The organism is uncultured Slackia sp. (genome assembly GCF_934630525.1).
GTDB lineage: Bacteria > Actinomycetota > Coriobacteriia > Coriobacteriales > Eggerthellaceae > Slackia.
Genome location: NZ_CAKTVX010000016.1, coordinates 17,946 through 31,273, shown reverse-complemented (window position 1 = coordinate 31,273; position 13,328 = coordinate 17,946). Strand labels below are relative to the sequence as shown.

The following is a 13,328-nucleotide window of genomic DNA, read 5'->3' as shown; positions in this document are numbered from 1 at the left end:
GTACACGACTTAAGAAAAAGATAAAAAGGTCGTTTGAGCGCTCGAAGCTGCGCCGCCTTGCGTGGAGCATTCGCGCTATTGGAGCGAGGGCGGTTTTGCGTCGGTTTCGCGAAGCCAGGCATACGTGAAGCCGATGGAATCTGACGCATGTTCATGCCGAAATCGCGTGCGAAATACAGGGAAAGCGAGGGATGCGCGCGGCAAAACGCAACGAAAACAAAGGGGAAATCGCATGTAAAGCGCATGCGCACGGGCAAGGTTTGGGCAAGGTTTCGCTGCCATGATGTCGCAAGAGCCGCATAAGCGGAAGACGAATCAAATGGGGGAGCCAATGAGAAAAGGGCGAAGCCTTATTGTTGGTGTGGTGTGTGGGGTTGTTTGCGTGGCGGGCATGATGCTCTATGCGCATGAAATCGAACTGAATGTCGAACAAGAACGCGCCGAGGTGCTTGCGCGTTACGGCTCTACGCAGGTGGAGGCCTATGTTGCGACGTGTGATATAGCCGAGGGATCGAAGGTCGATTCGGCCAATGTGGAGCGAAGGCTCATGCCGGGCGAATTATTGCCTGAAGGGGCCGTTACCGATTTGGCCCAAATTAAGGCTCAACCGGCTCAGGCGCGAATCTATTCAGGCGAGGTTTTGCTCACGCAGCGATTCGAGCAAGTTGATGGCTCGGTGTTGCAGGTGCCCGATGGCCTCTGTGCGGTGAGCGTGCCCGCGAAGGCGGTTTCTGCAGTCGGTGGATCGGTGCGAGCGGGCGACAAGGTGAACGTGTATTCCACTTCGGCGAAGTCGACCGATCTGCTTGTGGCCAATGTCGAAGTGCTCGCAACAAGCGCATCAACGGGTTCGAAAAAAGACGAAGCAAACGACGTTTCGTGGATAACGCTTGCGGCAAAGCCGTCTGAAGTGAACGAGCTTATCGCGGCGGCGGGTGTGAGCGACCTGTATTTCACGCTGCCTTCAGAGAAATTCGTGGCAAGCGATATGCGTTCGAGCGCGAAGGCCCAGAGTGGCGAGATGGCGGCCGATTCAGAAAATGCGGTTGAGGGCGACGAAGGAAAAAATGAAACGAGTGCCTCGAAAACGGCAGGTGCTTTGAGCGAGTCTTCCCTTTCGGCGGAAAGCTCGACGGGGGAAGCGAATGGTGAAGAGGCATCGGGTGTTGAGGGGTCATCGAAAACCCAGTTCAATGGAAAGAAAGAAGCGTGATTTCCGTGACAAAACGCGTGGTGTTGTGTGCCGATGAAGAATCGCTGCGAAACCCTCAGCTGCTTGGTTTGGAGGAATCAAGCCTGCAAGCGGTTTCTTGGATTGAATGCTGCGCGACTGCGGAAGAATGCCGTCGTGCAGCGCGACGAGACGGTATCGAGGAAGCATGGGTCGTTTCCTGCGACGACATGGAGCCGCTTAATGTTGCGGCGGCGCTGAAATACGACGATCCATTCAAAAAGGTGTATTTGGCGTGTGCGGTGAACAACGGATCGCTTGCGAGCAGGGCATCGGTTGCGAAGGTCGATGGCGTGCTTTCCCAGGCGTGTTTTGTTGATCGTTTTGTGTTTGCAAAAAGCCTTTGGGACGAGCGAGGCAGGAAAATCAGCCGCGAGGAGGAAGAGGGCCCGTCGTTCGATCGCAATGACGGCTGCGGAAAAGAACCAGATATGAAACCCGCCAACGGCGCAAAAGCCTGCGCTGAGGAGGGCGAATGCGAATCGCAGGCATTCTTGGTTTCGGATGGTCCGACGCAATCGCGCAAAGAAAGGCGCTGCGTTTCCAAAGAGGGAGCCGGGACGGTTGTGGCGGTTGTCGGAGCGAGCGGGGGATGCGGAAAGAGCACCATCGCCACGTTGCTGGCTTCGCTGTGCGCAAAGGCGGGGCTCGTAACGCTTGCGATTGATGCCGATTTGCAGTTCGGCGATATGCATCGCATGCTAGGCGTGCGCGAGCCCGTTCGAATGGATGAGGTCGTTGCGAACCCGTCGCTCATGACGCGTTTGAACGAAGACGCCAAATCAACGGGGAAGCCATCCCTTGTCGCGGCGCCCTCGCGTTTGGAATCTTCCGAAGAAATTGCTGGTGAGCTGCCTGATATCATCGATGCCGCACGGGGCGATTACGATGTTGTCGTGGCATGCGCCGGTGCATTTTGGAGCGAAATCCATGCACGCCTTATCGAATCGGCCGATTCGGTCGTCTTCCTTATGGACGCTCGTCCCACATCGCTTGAGGCAACGGTGCATGCTGTCGAGCTGTGCGCGCGTATGGGGCTTGCGACGAGCGGTTTTGTGTATGCGATTAACAAGCATGAGCGCGAGAGCCTGCTTTCTGCCGTCGACGCATCGTGCGCCTTAAAGGGCTCAACGGCGATCGAACTTTCAAATGGCCGCCGCGATGTGGAAGAGCTTCTAGGCGCGGGCTTCGTGCAGGAATTCATTGAATCAAGAAATCCGCTTACGGACGAGACCGTAGCGCTTCTTGAGAAAATCCTTTCAGATGAGCAGGTAAAACGCGTATCTCAATCCCTTTCGTCAAAAAGTAGGCGCGGACGTCTTTTCGGTAGAAAGGCAAGGCGATGACGCTCTCTTCGCGCGTTCGCCTTGCCGAAGCGGAAGGCACCGCGATTCGGGCGCGCGATGACGGGTGGATGCTCGACGAGTTGAAGGAAGATGTCGGTCGCATAATTCCGGGGGATGTGCTCGCGCGGCTCGCGGATGAGAATCCTCGCCGTGCGCGCAGCGAATTGCAAAGCGCGTGCAAGCAGGCGTTTGCTTCGCCGCGATGGGCGGGCAGATCGAACGAACTGAAGACGCGGCTTTCGCGTGATTTGGAAGATATCGTATTCGGCATGGGCCCTTTACAGGCGCTCGTTGAGGATCCGACTATCACCGAGGTCATGGTGAACGGAACGTCGTCATTGTTTATCGAGCGGTCGGGCCTGTTAGTGCGCGAGGCGGCGGTGTTTTCTGATGAAGCGCAGGTTCGTGCGCTCATCGATCGCATTTTGGCTCCGCTTGGCCGTCGTGTTGATGAGAGTTCCCCTATGGTCGACGCGCGCTTGCCTGGCGGCCATCGCGTGAACGTCGTGATTCCGCCCATAGCTCTCGATGGGCCGACCATCACCATTCGCAAGTTCGCCAATACAACGATGACGCTTGGGGATATGCGGCATGCGGGATCGCTTGACGGCCGGGTTTCGCGACTTCTTGTTTGGGCTGTTCGAACGCGTAAAAACATCGCGGTTCTCGGCGGCACAGGGTCGGGTAAAACCACGCTGCTTAACGCTCTTTCATGTGAGATTCCGGCAACCGAACGCATTGTGACCATCGAAGATTCGGCGGAGTTGCGTTTTACGGAGCATCCTCATGTGGTGCGCATGGAGGCGCGAAAAACTAACGCCGAAGGCGTAGGCGAGGTCACGATTCGCGATTTGGTGCGTAACGCATTGCGCATGCGTCCCGACCGAATAATCGTTGGCGAGTGTCGTGGCGCCGAAACGTTGGAAATGCTTCAGGCCATGAATACCGGTCACGATGGGTCGCTCACCACACTGCATGCCAATTCGCCCGAGGACATGATTATTCGCTTGGTCACCATGGTGCGCTATGGGTTCGATTTGCCCGTAGAGGTGATTGAAGAAAACATCGCATCGGCGATCGATGTTGCGGTGCAAACGTCGCGCTCGCGCGATGGCAGGCGTTTCGTAAGCGCGATTGCCGAGATGCGTCGTGGTGAAAATTCGGCATGCGTGGCCGATCCCTTGTTTACTCGGCGATCCCTCGAAAGTGAGGGAGTGTGGGCACGGGCGCCTTCGTGGCTCGATGATGCGGTAGATATGGGGCTTATTGAGGGCGAGGAGGTGGCGTCGTGGAAGCGGGCGTGTTCGCTTTCGTAGCGTTTGTTGCAGCGTTTGGATGCGCGTTTGTCGTGGGCAGGTCGGCATTTCTTGGCTTTGAGCGTGCTATGGCTGCGACTCGTGGGGCCGCTTACGCGTCGCAGAGGGCTCGCGTGCAGGGCGCGGCGAATGGGCGAGGAGCTGGGCGTTTCGCGATTTTGCGCGCTCGCGCTCGCGATGCGGTTTGCCGGGTGTCGCTGTATTACGTGAGAAATGGCGTCACGTCGTTTCTTCCCCTTTGCAAGAGAATCGTTTCGACGCCCGCTGGACAATCGTTTCGCGATGCCTCGAGATTGGCTACGCGAAAAGGGGTCGACACGACGCCCGAAGGGCTCGCTTCTCTCTTTGCCGCTTCAGTGCTCGCTCTCGCAATTTTGCTGCTTGTGGTGTTCCGGTCGTTTGTGGTGGTGCTCTGTGCGCTGGTCCTTTGCGTCGTCGTCTTGCGAGTTGTGCTGACTCGCGCTATCGAAAAGGAACGTGCCCAATTGCGCGAACAAGTTCCCGATGCGTTGCGGTGCATGGAGGCGTGCATGCATGCGGGCCTGTCTCTTCCGCAAACGTTTTCCGAGGTGGCTCAGCAAATCGATCAGCCAGCGCGCAGCCTTTTTGCCCGCGTGTCGCGCGATTTGGATTTGGGCTATTCGATGAACGAGGCGCTCGAGCATTTTAAGCAAGTTGCCGAGTTGCCGGAGCTTTCTTTCGTCGCTATGGCGCTTGACGTGCAGTATGCGTGCGGCGGCAGCGCCACCCCAGTTTTGCGTTCGGCGGAAGAGTCGATTTCTCGAGATTTGGATTTGCGTCGTTCTTTGCGGGTGCAAACGGCGCAAGCGAAGCTCTCGGCCCAAATCGTAAGCGTTATGCCATTCGCGCTCGTATTTGTAATTTCCGCGGTTGATCCGGCGTTTTTGCATCCGTTCTTCTCGAGCGCACAGGGGGTTGTTCTGCTTTTGATGGCGATTGCGATGCTTGGGGGCGGCGTGCTTTTGGTCCGGCGAATGCTTGCGGTTGAAATCTAGAGCGAGTTTGGCTTTGTTTCGGTTGGTCGGTTGGGGGTGTGCCATGGAAGCGATTTTGGTCGTTGCGGTTGGGCTGTTCGCCGTGATCGCATTCGCGAATTTGTTTTCCTGGGGAGTCGATTGTCGACGTGAGCGCCGTCGCAGAAAGCGTGCAAGAAGCGCTTCTGGCGTTTTGCCTTGGAGCGGTGGCGAAAGGCGACGTACGGTGTCGCGTCGCCAAAAGGAGGCATACGAGCTGGCGCTTGAGCGGCACGTTCCAGAGATGATTGATGCGCTTGCGCTTGGCATGCGCGCTGGAATGTCGTTCGAGCGGGCTTTTCGATCGTATTGCTTTCGATTTGATGATGAGCTGGCTCTTTTGTGCCGGCAAGCGTGCTTGAAGTGGGAAAGCGGCTTGGTCTCCCGTGACGATGCGCTGCTCGAGCTCGGAGTGGCTAGCGGCGTGACATCGCTCGAGCGATTTGCGAGCAATGCGGTTCGTTGCCTGCGCTTTGGCAGCCCGATGAATCGCATGCTTGAGGCGCTGGCGAGTGAAGCGCGTGGGTGTTACAGGGCGAAGATGGAAGAGAAAGTGGCTAAGGCCCCCGTGAAGATGCTCGTGCCCACCGCAGTGCTCATATTGCCAGCCATGTTGATTGTCGTAATGGCCCCGGTGTTTTTGGGGTTCGTGCAATGAAAAGGGGGAGTTATGGAATCGAAGATTACGAAGAATGCAAACGTGCGTTGCGGTGCCGCGGTGCGGCGTATGGGGGAGGTGTGGGAGCGTTTGGGCAGTTGTGCGCGTCGTCGTATGGCGCAAGCGCATATGCGTCTCATGAACGAAAAAGGGCAAGGAACCACGGAATATGCAATCTTGGTCGGGGTGCTTGTTGTAATAGCGATTGTGGCAATCACGATGTTTCGCCCGAAAATCGAGGAGCTGTGGAATGCGATCGCCAACGGCATAAACGGGCTTTAGCGAACGGGCGAAACGTGTTGCTCAACGCGGAAAACGGCCAGTCGACGGTTGAGTATGCCCTGGCCGTTACGGCTTTTATCGCGGTTGCAATCGGATTGTCCGCTTTTATTCATGCGATAGATTCCGGGGCTTTTACCGACGTTGTTCTGCAGCCTATGACCCATCGTCTTGCGAAAGGGGTTCTTGATGTGCTGGCGTTTTGAGCCCCCTATGCGTCTTCGTGGCGCGTGCGGGCAGGCGACGGTTGAGGCGGCGTTGCTTATTCCCGTGTTGCTTTTCGGCCTGGTTATTGCGGTGCAGCCCGGCATCGTGCTGTTCGATCGTGTGGTAATGGAGGCAGCTGCGAGTGAGGGCTGCCGAGTGCTCGAGACGGCTTCCGCTGCGGATGAAGACGAGGTTATTGAATACGTGCAGCGTCGACTGGACGCGGTGCCTGCTGTTTCCGCCTTTCATGAGGGCCCGTGGGATGTCGAAGTGCAGGGCGCGGGGCAGGACGGCGAATGCGTTTCGGTGCGCATTTCCCATGAATACAAACCCTTGCCGCTCGTGGGGCAAGGGTTGGACTTTTTAGGCCTCGTGGGTGGCAACGGCCTCGTTCGCCAAGAGGTTTTTCGCGAGATGGACGTCCATGACGATTGGGCGCTGGAATCGGAATTCGGCCTTTCGTATGAATCGTGGATTGACCGATGGGAGGAAAAGGCATGAGGCGTGCTGGAAAGTCCAAATTGGATTCTCGCTGCAACTCGCCGCGCGTCGTGGCCGACTTGTTTCGCGGCGAAAGCGGCTTTACCACCCTTGGCGCCGCCCTTGCCATTCTCCTTTCGTGCTCGCTGCTCTTTTTCGGGCTCTGGACGTCGCGGTCGCTTTCGCGCGCGGCGGGCGTGCAGGCCGTGGCCGATTCTTGCGCACTCGCCGCGGAAAACGAAGTGTCTGAATTTGTGCTGGCGGTACGTGCGGCCGACGCCACGTTGCTCACGCTATCGCTTACGGGAATTTCGCTTCTGGGGGTTGGCACGGTGTGCTGTTGCGTTCCTGGTGCGCAGGCGGCAGGGTTGAAGTTCCTTGATGCGGGGCGGGCGGTTCTGAATAAGCGTGAAGATGTGGCTCGTGCAGAAGAAGCCGCGCTTAACGCGGCTCAAAAGGGCTTGGTGGTTGCGGCGCAGGCGCAGGCCCAGGTAATCGCTTCTGAGAATGCCGAGGCCATCGGGCTTGATGCAATTGCCTACGTGGAGCTCGTGCCGTTTGATGCGCCCGATATATCGTGCGGCGCGGGGCATTCTGCGGCGCGTGCCGTCCAGGTCGCGCTTGACGAAAGCGCCTCTATTTCCGAAGGCGCGCAGGCGGCCGAAGAGGCGGCCGTGCAGGCAAATGACGCTTTGCGCGAAGGCTGGCTCGCCGATTGCGGGGCATATCCCGAGCCGTGCATGCGCGAGCGCGCCGAGTCGCTTGCGGGCATGGGCCTTGCCGAAAACCCCATGGCGAGCAGCGTGAACACCTGGTCGTATTCCATGGCAATCAAAAGGGCGCAAACGTATTACCGCTTGCGTGCGGAATTCGAGGCACCTGAGGGCTCCAGCGTAGAGGAACGCGCACGAAGTGCTTTGCGGGCTCGTTTTTACGAATATGCCAAAAAAGAGGTAGACGCGGCTTATGAGGCCGAAATGCCTGATGGCGCAATCAAAGTAAGCATCCCGATTCTGCCGCGCAATACCAACGAGATGAAAGAGACCGATTTATACACCGATTCGGTCTATCCCGTTTCGGGCGGTGCGCTGCATGCTTGGGAGGGGTGTCCGGCGGTAACGGAAATCGAGGGGCTCGGCTCGATTTCCGCCCTCGATGCAGGGGCATATTCAACATGCGAAACGTGCGGCTTCGATGCGGCATCTATGGGTTCGGTTGCCACAGCGTCGACTTCTGTCGAAAACGGCTTTGAGCATCATTTCAGAAAAGTCGCTGAATCGGCGCGCGATTACGAGCGTGCGAAAAATGAAGCCGTGCGCGCGTCGGGCGAGGTTCGCGATTCGGTGGGTGAGGTGCTCGATGCTATCGACGCGGCGATAAGGGAAGCCGCGGGCAACAGGGTGGAGGCCTATCCGCCAGGAAGATATGGTGCGCTTGCGGCGTTGGCGGGCGGTCTGGAAAGCGAGCGGGGCGGATCGTTTTTTACGGGGCCCGATCTGGGACAGTTCGCGGCGATATCCGCCTCCATTCTTGTCGAAGATGAAAACGAAGATGTGCTCGCCCATCTCCTTGATGACGTGTCGGAGGGTATCGGTCCACCGCTTTCCGACGGGGGTGAAGTCGTGCTTGCACTGTGGTCTGGTTTGCTTTCGGCATATGGCAAGGGTGCCGAAGGCATGTGCGACTGCGTATCTGATGTGCTCGATTCGCTTCCTTTGGTAAGTGCTGCCGGTTTGGGCGACTGGGCGTCAGGCCAGCTGATGGAACTTCTTAATGCGGCGGGCCTTGAACCTGCGAATACGGCTGCTGCAAAAAGCGTGACGTCGAATACGTTGCCCGTCGCCGAGCGAGGGACGGGGCCCGTTGCCGAAGCGATACGCACGCTGAAAGGGGGCGGCTCATGAGTCGGTCGGTTGCAAGCGGCGCTTCTTGTTCCTGTGGCGAACGTGGTTGGCGTAGGCGTTTGGCTTCTTGGCGGGGAAAATCGGGCTCGTGTTTGCGGGCGATGTGTATGGGCGGGCATGGTTCGAGCGGGCAAATGACGGTCGAGTTCGCGATTGCATTCCCAGTTTTGCTCATGGTGGGGTTTATCTCGGTGAACGCGTTCATTTTCCTTGGCGATTGCGCCGCATTCGACATTGTGGCGAGGGATGCCATTCGACTTCAAGCCGACGATGGCCCGCATGAAGCACAGGGCTGCGCGGAGGCATGCGCGCGAATAGAGAGGGGGCTTTCCATGGAGCATGAAACCGTAAGCGTGATCAGCGAAAGAACGGCTGCGGGCCATATTCGCTATGTCGCAAGAACGGCGTTCTCCCCGCCTTTCCTCAAAGGCGTGCGGGTGTTTGGCATCGCGGTTCCGCCGCTTGAGCACGAAGTGGCATTTGTGGTGAGCCCTTACCGAGCGGGGGTGGTCGCGTGAAAGCGGCAATCCTGTCCTCATTTTCCAAGCGCCTGCGTGGGCTTTTACCCGGGTCGTCTGCTCGCGATTCATCGTTTGCGGTGTTCGTGCCTTGCCGCGACATTCACACTTTTGGCATGGACGCTCCCATAGACGTAGCGTTTGCCGACCATATGGGCAGGGTGCTTGTGTCGCGGCGCGCGGTGGGGCCGCGCGAACGCGTGCGTTGTGTTTCGGCGAAAGTGGCAATCGAACGGCTCGCTTCGGCAGAGCCGTGGTTCGAGGCGGGCGATAACGTGTTCGCCGATATAGAAAGGAAGGTTTAGCATGAAGGAATGTCCCGTGTGCGGAGCGCGCTGCTTTGACGACATGGAGGTATGTTACGGCTGCTTGCATGATTTTTCGCGCGAAGATGCCTCTCCGATTGGGCAGGTGGTTTCTTCTTCGTGCGACCAGGAAATTGAGGAAGCGGTAATGCCTTCGGGCGATCGACGAAGCGTGGTTCCTCGTTTTGCGGAATTGCCTACGCAGGCCTCGGGGCGCGTGCGGCAATCAGGCGGAAGTGTTGCTCGGGTCGAGCAGGCGCGCTCGCCGCAAAGGCAGACGCATATTGTGGTGCCATTGGAGGGAAACGGCGAGCCGCCTGTAATCTCTCAAGGGTTTCGATTGGTTATAAGTTTGGAGGCGATGCCTCAGGCATGAACGCCGCCGTCTGGCCCCGCTCGCCCCGCTCGCCCTGTCCCGATTGGACCGCGCGTTCCTCCGAGCGACGCAATCGCGCCCATGTTTTTGATAGCCATTAGAAACTTTTATGAAAAAGATAGCTAAAGCTCTCATTTTTATTTCCTATGGGAAACTTTCGTGATATGGTTAGTCGTCGTGATTACCTAAGGCTTACTTTCTGGAGGCTTACCATGGACGGAGCAGTTATGGACTTGAGCGTTGAGGGTGCTGAAACTTCGCGCGGAGTATCGGCGCAGCAATTGCCCCTTACGTTTGTGTCGGCCGGTGAAACGGTCAAAGTCATCAAGGTTCGTGGCAAAAACGACCTCACCCATCATTTGGAAAACCTCGGTTTCGTTGAAGGGGCGGAGGTCAAGGTAATCGCGGGCGTGCAGGGCGATTTGGTTGTGCAGGTGAAGGGCGCTCAGGTGGCGATCAGCCGCCAGGCCGCAAACCATATCGTCACAACAGCCGCGCGCTAATTTTTTTGGTATCGTCCGGCGCGATTTTCGCGCCGGATCTGGCCTTAGGCGAGTTGTCGCCTTTGCGGATACATATAAGGCAACAAAGCTGTGCGACCAAGAAGGAAGGAGCAGATATGGCGGAAGAGCAGGCGAAAACGCTTCGCGACGTCAAGATTGGCGATACCGCGACCGTACGACGCCTTACGGGCGAGGGCGCGTTGAAGCGTCACATTATGGACATGGGCATCACCAAGGGCGTGGAAGTGTATGTGCGTAAAGTGGCACCGCTCGGCGACCCGATTGAGGTGACCGTTCGTGGCTACGAGCTGTCGCTGCGCAAGAGTGAGGCTGAGAGCATTCTCGTCAACTAACGCTGACGGGGCCATAGGCCCACGCGTCAGTTGGCGAGGATTAGGCGCAAAGGCGCCATTTTTTAGGAACGCGAGTTTGCGATAGCTAACAAATCGCTCGTCACCTGGGGATTCTTATGGAGTGAAATCCCAGGCTGACAGATTCGCAAACGACTGAAAGGCAGACAATGGGAATTCGCATTGCGCTTGCCGGCAACCCGAACTGCGGCAAGACGACGATGTTCAACGACCTGACAGGCGCCAACCAATATGTTGGCAACTGGCCGGGCGTTACCGTCGAGAAAAAAGAGGGTAAGTACACCAAGGACAAAGAGGTTGTTATCACCGACCTTCCGGGCATCTATTCGCTCTCGCCTTATTCGCCCGAAGAGATCGTTGCGCGCGATTACCTGCTTGATGGCGGCCCCGACGCTGTTATCAATCTGGTTGACGCGACCAATCTTGAGCGCAATCTGTACCTCACGAGCCAAATCTTGAACCTGGGCGTGCCTGTGGTTTTGGCCCTGAACATGATGGACTTGGTCGAGAAAAACGAGGACAAGATCGATGTCGATGGTCTGTCCAAGCAGCTCGGCTGCCCGGTCGTTCCTACTTCGGCGCTTCGTGGCCGTGGTATGGAAGACGTGGTGAATGCCGCCATTGAGGCTGCGAAGGCAAAAAAGGCGCCCGAATCTCAGATGAAGTTCGATGCCGTCGTTGAGGAGGCTATCGCCAAAATCGAGGGTATTTTGGGCTCGAAGGTTTCTCCTTCCACCTCGCGCTGGTATGCCATCAAGCTTTTCGAGGGCGAGCAGAAAACCATCGACGACCTGAAGCTTTCGGCGAGCGAGCTCAAGGCCATCGACGAGGTTCGTGATGCAATCGAGAACAAGCTCGATGACGACGCTGAATCGATTGTAACGAGCGAGCGCTATAACGCCATTTCGCACGTTATCGACAAGACGGTGAAACGCTCCCGCACGGGCCTGACCACTTCTCAGAAGATCGACCGCGTGGTCACCAACCGTTGGCTGGGCCTGCCCATCTTCATCGTCATCATGTTCTTCGTATATTGGCTTGCGGTTACGGTGGGCACGGGCCCTGTGACCGACTGGGCTAACGACGGCATCTCAGGCGATGGCTACCTCTATACCGGCCAGGCTGCCTACGAAGAGGCCGAGGGCGAATATGAAGATGCCCAGGGCGTTGTTGAGGCTTACGTCACCAATATCTACGGCATGGACGAGGTTCGCGACGTTCCGAGCGATGAAAGCCAGGAAGTGCTTGACGCGCTTGCCGTGGCCGAGCCCGAGGACGATGCCGACGAAGACGCTGTCGCTGAATACGAAGACGCTCAAGCGACGGTGAAAGACTTCGAGGAAAAGGCCGAGGCTGAAAATGCCGTTGCCACCATCGAGGTTGAAGACGAGGACGGCGTGACCTCTGAAGAGGAAGTCGACTTCGATGCCTACAAGGAGGCCGTTGAGGTCGCCGAGCCCGATCCGGCCGATTATGGCCTGTGGATTCCTGGCCTTGGCGCGATCATCTCCGATGCCATGGAATCGGCCGACGTTGCTCCGTGGTTGCAATCGCTCGTTAACGACGGCATCGTCGCCGGCGTTGGCGCGGTCATCGGCTTCATCCCGCAGATGATCATTCTGTTCTTGCTGCTGGGCATTCTTGAGCTGTGCGGTTATATGTCGCGCGTCGCCTTCATCATGGACCGCGTGTTCCGCAAGTTCGGCCTTTCTGGCAAGTCGTTCATCCCCATGCTTATCGCGTCTGGCTGCGGTGTGCCTGCGGTTATGGCGACCAAGACCATCGAAAATGAGATGGATCGCCGCATGACCATCATGACCACCACCATGATTCCGTGCGGTGCGAAGATGCCTATTATCGCGCTCGTGTTCGGCGCGCTGGCAACGGGCAATTCCGATGATACCTGGTGGGTTGCTCCGCTCTTCTACTTCATGGGCGTTGTGGCGATCATCATCTCTGGCATCATGCTGAAGAAGACCAAGCTTTTCGCCGGCGAGGCCACGCCGTTCGTTATGGAGCTGCCTGAATATCACATGCCTACCGTGAAGAGCGTGCTGCTTTCCATGTGGGAGCGCGTGAAGGGCTACATCATCAAGGCTGGTACGATTATCTTCCTGTCCACTATCGTTATTTGGTTCCTCATGAACTTTGGCGATGCGGGCGACGGCTTCGGCCTGCTTGACGCCGATGCGCCTGACTACATGGACTACAGCCTTATGGCCGGCCTTGGCAATTTGCTCGCCTGGATTTTCGCTCCTCTTGGATTTGACAATTGGCAGGCTGCGGCAACCACGATTACCGGCTTGGTTGCTAAGGAGAATGTCGTCGCTACCGTTGGCATCATCACCCAGCTTTCCAGCTATGGCGAGTCCGACCCCGCTCTGTGGCTTGGCTTCGGTCAGATGATCGGTGGCGGTGCGGCTGCGATCTCGGCTTTCTGCGCATTCAACCTTCTGTGCGCTCCGTGCTTTGCGGCCATGGGCACCATTCGTCAGCAGCAGGCCTCTGCGAAATGGTTCTGGATTACCATCGGCTATCTGTGCGGCTTCGCATGGTGCGTTGGCCTGATGATTTACCAGTTCGTGGGCCTCGCGACGGGCGAGATTGGCTTCAACTTCTGGACCATCATCGCTATCGCCGTTGCTGCGGCTATGCTGTTCCAGATTTTCCGTCCCATGCCTCAGCATAAGGACGAACAGGCGAAATAGCTTGCGAATTTGACGCCGACGAGTTCTGATTGTTGGCCTAGGTAGAAAGGTGCCCCGCGGTCGCGGGGCACCTTTCGTTCGGCGGCAAGCTC

Annotated in this window: 14 protein-coding genes; all 14 read left to right on the top strand. The window is 57.6% G+C overall.

All coding sequences use genetic code 11. The annotated features are described in order from the left end of the window. The first annotated feature begins 331 nt into the window (after positions 1 to 331). The 14 genes from cpaB (at position 332) to Q0D41_RS09740 (ending at position 13,236) form a co-directional block, all read left to right on the top strand. A complete protein-coding gene (gene cpaB, locus Q0D41_RS09805; RefSeq protein ID WP_294378718.1) occupies positions 332 to 1,213 on the top strand; it encodes a Flp pilus assembly protein CpaB in 882 nt (293 codons plus the stop codon). Continuing rightward, positions 1,210 to 2,577 carry an AAA family ATPase gene (locus tag Q0D41_RS09800; protein ID WP_294378714.1) on the top strand — a complete coding sequence of 456 codons (1,368 nt, stop codon included), beginning with the start codon at positions 1,210 to 1,212 and terminating at the stop codon, positions 2,575 to 2,577. The genes cpaB and Q0D41_RS09800 overlap by 4 nt, the downstream gene beginning before the upstream one ends. Then, on the top strand, positions 2,574 to 3,893 hold the full coding sequence (locus Q0D41_RS09795) for a CpaF family protein (protein ID WP_294378711.1): 1,320 nt from the start codon (positions 2,574 to 2,576) through the stop codon (positions 3,891 to 3,893). Before Q0D41_RS09800 ends, Q0D41_RS09795 begins: the two co-directional genes overlap by 4 nt. Before the next feature lie 485 nt (positions 3,894 to 4,378). Beyond that, on the top strand, positions 4,379 to 4,909 hold the full coding sequence (locus Q0D41_RS09790) for a type II secretion system F family protein (RefSeq protein ID WP_294378708.1): 531 nt from the start codon (positions 4,379 to 4,381) through the stop codon (positions 4,907 to 4,909). Between the two features lie 205 nt (positions 4,910 to 5,114). Then, complete coding sequence (locus Q0D41_RS09785) at positions 5,115 to 5,585, top strand: type II secretion system F family protein (RefSeq protein ID WP_294378706.1); 471 nt, start codon at positions 5,115 to 5,117, stop codon at positions 5,583 to 5,585. A gap of 12 nt (positions 5,586 to 5,597) precedes the next feature. After that, on the top strand, positions 5,598 to 5,867 hold the full coding sequence (locus Q0D41_RS09780; protein ID WP_294378702.1) for a Flp family type IVb pilin: 270 nt from the start codon (positions 5,598 to 5,600) through the stop codon (positions 5,865 to 5,867). 14 nt (positions 5,868 to 5,881) lie between these two features. After that, on the top strand, positions 5,882 to 6,070 hold the full coding sequence (locus Q0D41_RS09775; RefSeq protein WP_294378700.1) for a hypothetical protein: 189 nt from the start codon (positions 5,882 to 5,884) through the stop codon (positions 6,068 to 6,070). Beyond that, positions 6,054 to 6,572 (top strand): TadE/TadG family type IV pilus assembly protein, encoded by a 519-nt coding sequence (locus Q0D41_RS09770; RefSeq protein ID WP_294378697.1) that lies wholly within the window; start codon positions 6,054 to 6,056, stop codon positions 6,570 to 6,572. The genes Q0D41_RS09775 and Q0D41_RS09770 overlap by 17 nt, the downstream gene beginning before the upstream one ends. Continuing rightward, entirely contained in the window at positions 6,569 to 8,455 is a 1,887-nt protein-coding gene (locus Q0D41_RS09765; protein ID WP_294378694.1) for a hypothetical protein, read from the top strand. Before Q0D41_RS09770 ends, Q0D41_RS09765 begins: the two co-directional genes overlap by 4 nt. A 107-nt stretch (positions 8,456 to 8,562) precedes the next feature. After that, on the top strand, positions 8,563 to 8,973 hold the full coding sequence (locus tag Q0D41_RS09760; RefSeq protein WP_294378692.1) for a TadE/TadG family type IV pilus assembly protein: 411 nt from the start codon (positions 8,563 to 8,565) through the stop codon (positions 8,971 to 8,973). Further along, a complete protein-coding gene (locus Q0D41_RS09755; RefSeq protein ID WP_294378689.1) occupies positions 8,970 to 9,278 on the top strand; it encodes a DUF192 domain-containing protein in 309 nt (102 codons plus the stop codon). Before Q0D41_RS09760 ends, Q0D41_RS09755 begins: the two co-directional genes overlap by 4 nt. A 588-nt stretch (positions 9,279 to 9,866) precedes the next feature. Then, positions 9,867 to 10,157 carry a FeoA family protein gene (locus Q0D41_RS09750; protein WP_294378686.1) on the top strand — a complete coding sequence of 97 codons (291 nt, stop codon included), beginning with the start codon at positions 9,867 to 9,869 and terminating at the stop codon, positions 10,155 to 10,157. Positions 10,158 to 10,273: 116 nt separating this feature from the next. Continuing rightward, positions 10,274 to 10,510: a FeoA family protein gene (locus tag Q0D41_RS09745; RefSeq protein ID WP_294378681.1), complete on the top strand. Its 237-nt coding sequence runs from the start codon at positions 10,274 to 10,276 to the stop codon at positions 10,508 to 10,510. A gap of 167 nt (positions 10,511 to 10,677) precedes the next feature. Next, positions 10,678 to 13,236 carry a FeoB small GTPase domain-containing protein gene (locus tag Q0D41_RS09740; RefSeq protein WP_294378678.1) on the top strand — a complete coding sequence of 853 codons (2,559 nt, stop codon included), beginning with the start codon at positions 10,678 to 10,680 and terminating at the stop codon, positions 13,234 to 13,236. Positions 13,237 to 13,328 lie beyond the last annotated feature (92 nt).

Coding starts and splice junctions, on each gene's coding strand:
- Q0D41_RS09765 (WP_294378694.1), top strand. CDS start 6,569: ATGAGGCGTGCTGGAAAGTCCAAATTGGATTCTCGCTGCAACTCGCCG.
- Q0D41_RS09780 (WP_294378702.1), top strand. CDS start 5,598: ATGGAATCGAAGATTACGAAGAATGCAAACGTGCGTTGCGGTGCCGCG.
- Q0D41_RS09745 (WP_294378681.1), top strand. CDS start 10,274: ATGGCGGAAGAGCAGGCGAAAACGCTTCGCGACGTCAAGATTGGCGAT.
- Q0D41_RS09795 (WP_294378711.1), top strand. CDS start 2,574: ATGACGCTCTCTTCGCGCGTTCGCCTTGCCGAAGCGGAAGGCACCGCG.
- Q0D41_RS09750 (WP_294378686.1), top strand. CDS start 9,867: ATGGACGGAGCAGTTATGGACTTGAGCGTTGAGGGTGCTGAAACTTCG.
- Q0D41_RS09770 (WP_294378697.1), top strand. CDS start 6,054: ATGTGCTGGCGTTTTGAGCCCCCTATGCGTCTTCGTGGCGCGTGCGGG.
- Q0D41_RS09760 (WP_294378692.1), top strand. CDS start 8,563: ATGGGCGGGCATGGTTCGAGCGGGCAAATGACGGTCGAGTTCGCGATT.
- cpaB (WP_294378718.1), top strand. CDS start 332: ATGAGAAAAGGGCGAAGCCTTATTGTTGGTGTGGTGTGTGGGGTTGTT.
- Q0D41_RS09740 (WP_294378678.1), top strand. CDS start 10,678: ATGGGAATTCGCATTGCGCTTGCCGGCAACCCGAACTGCGGCAAGACG.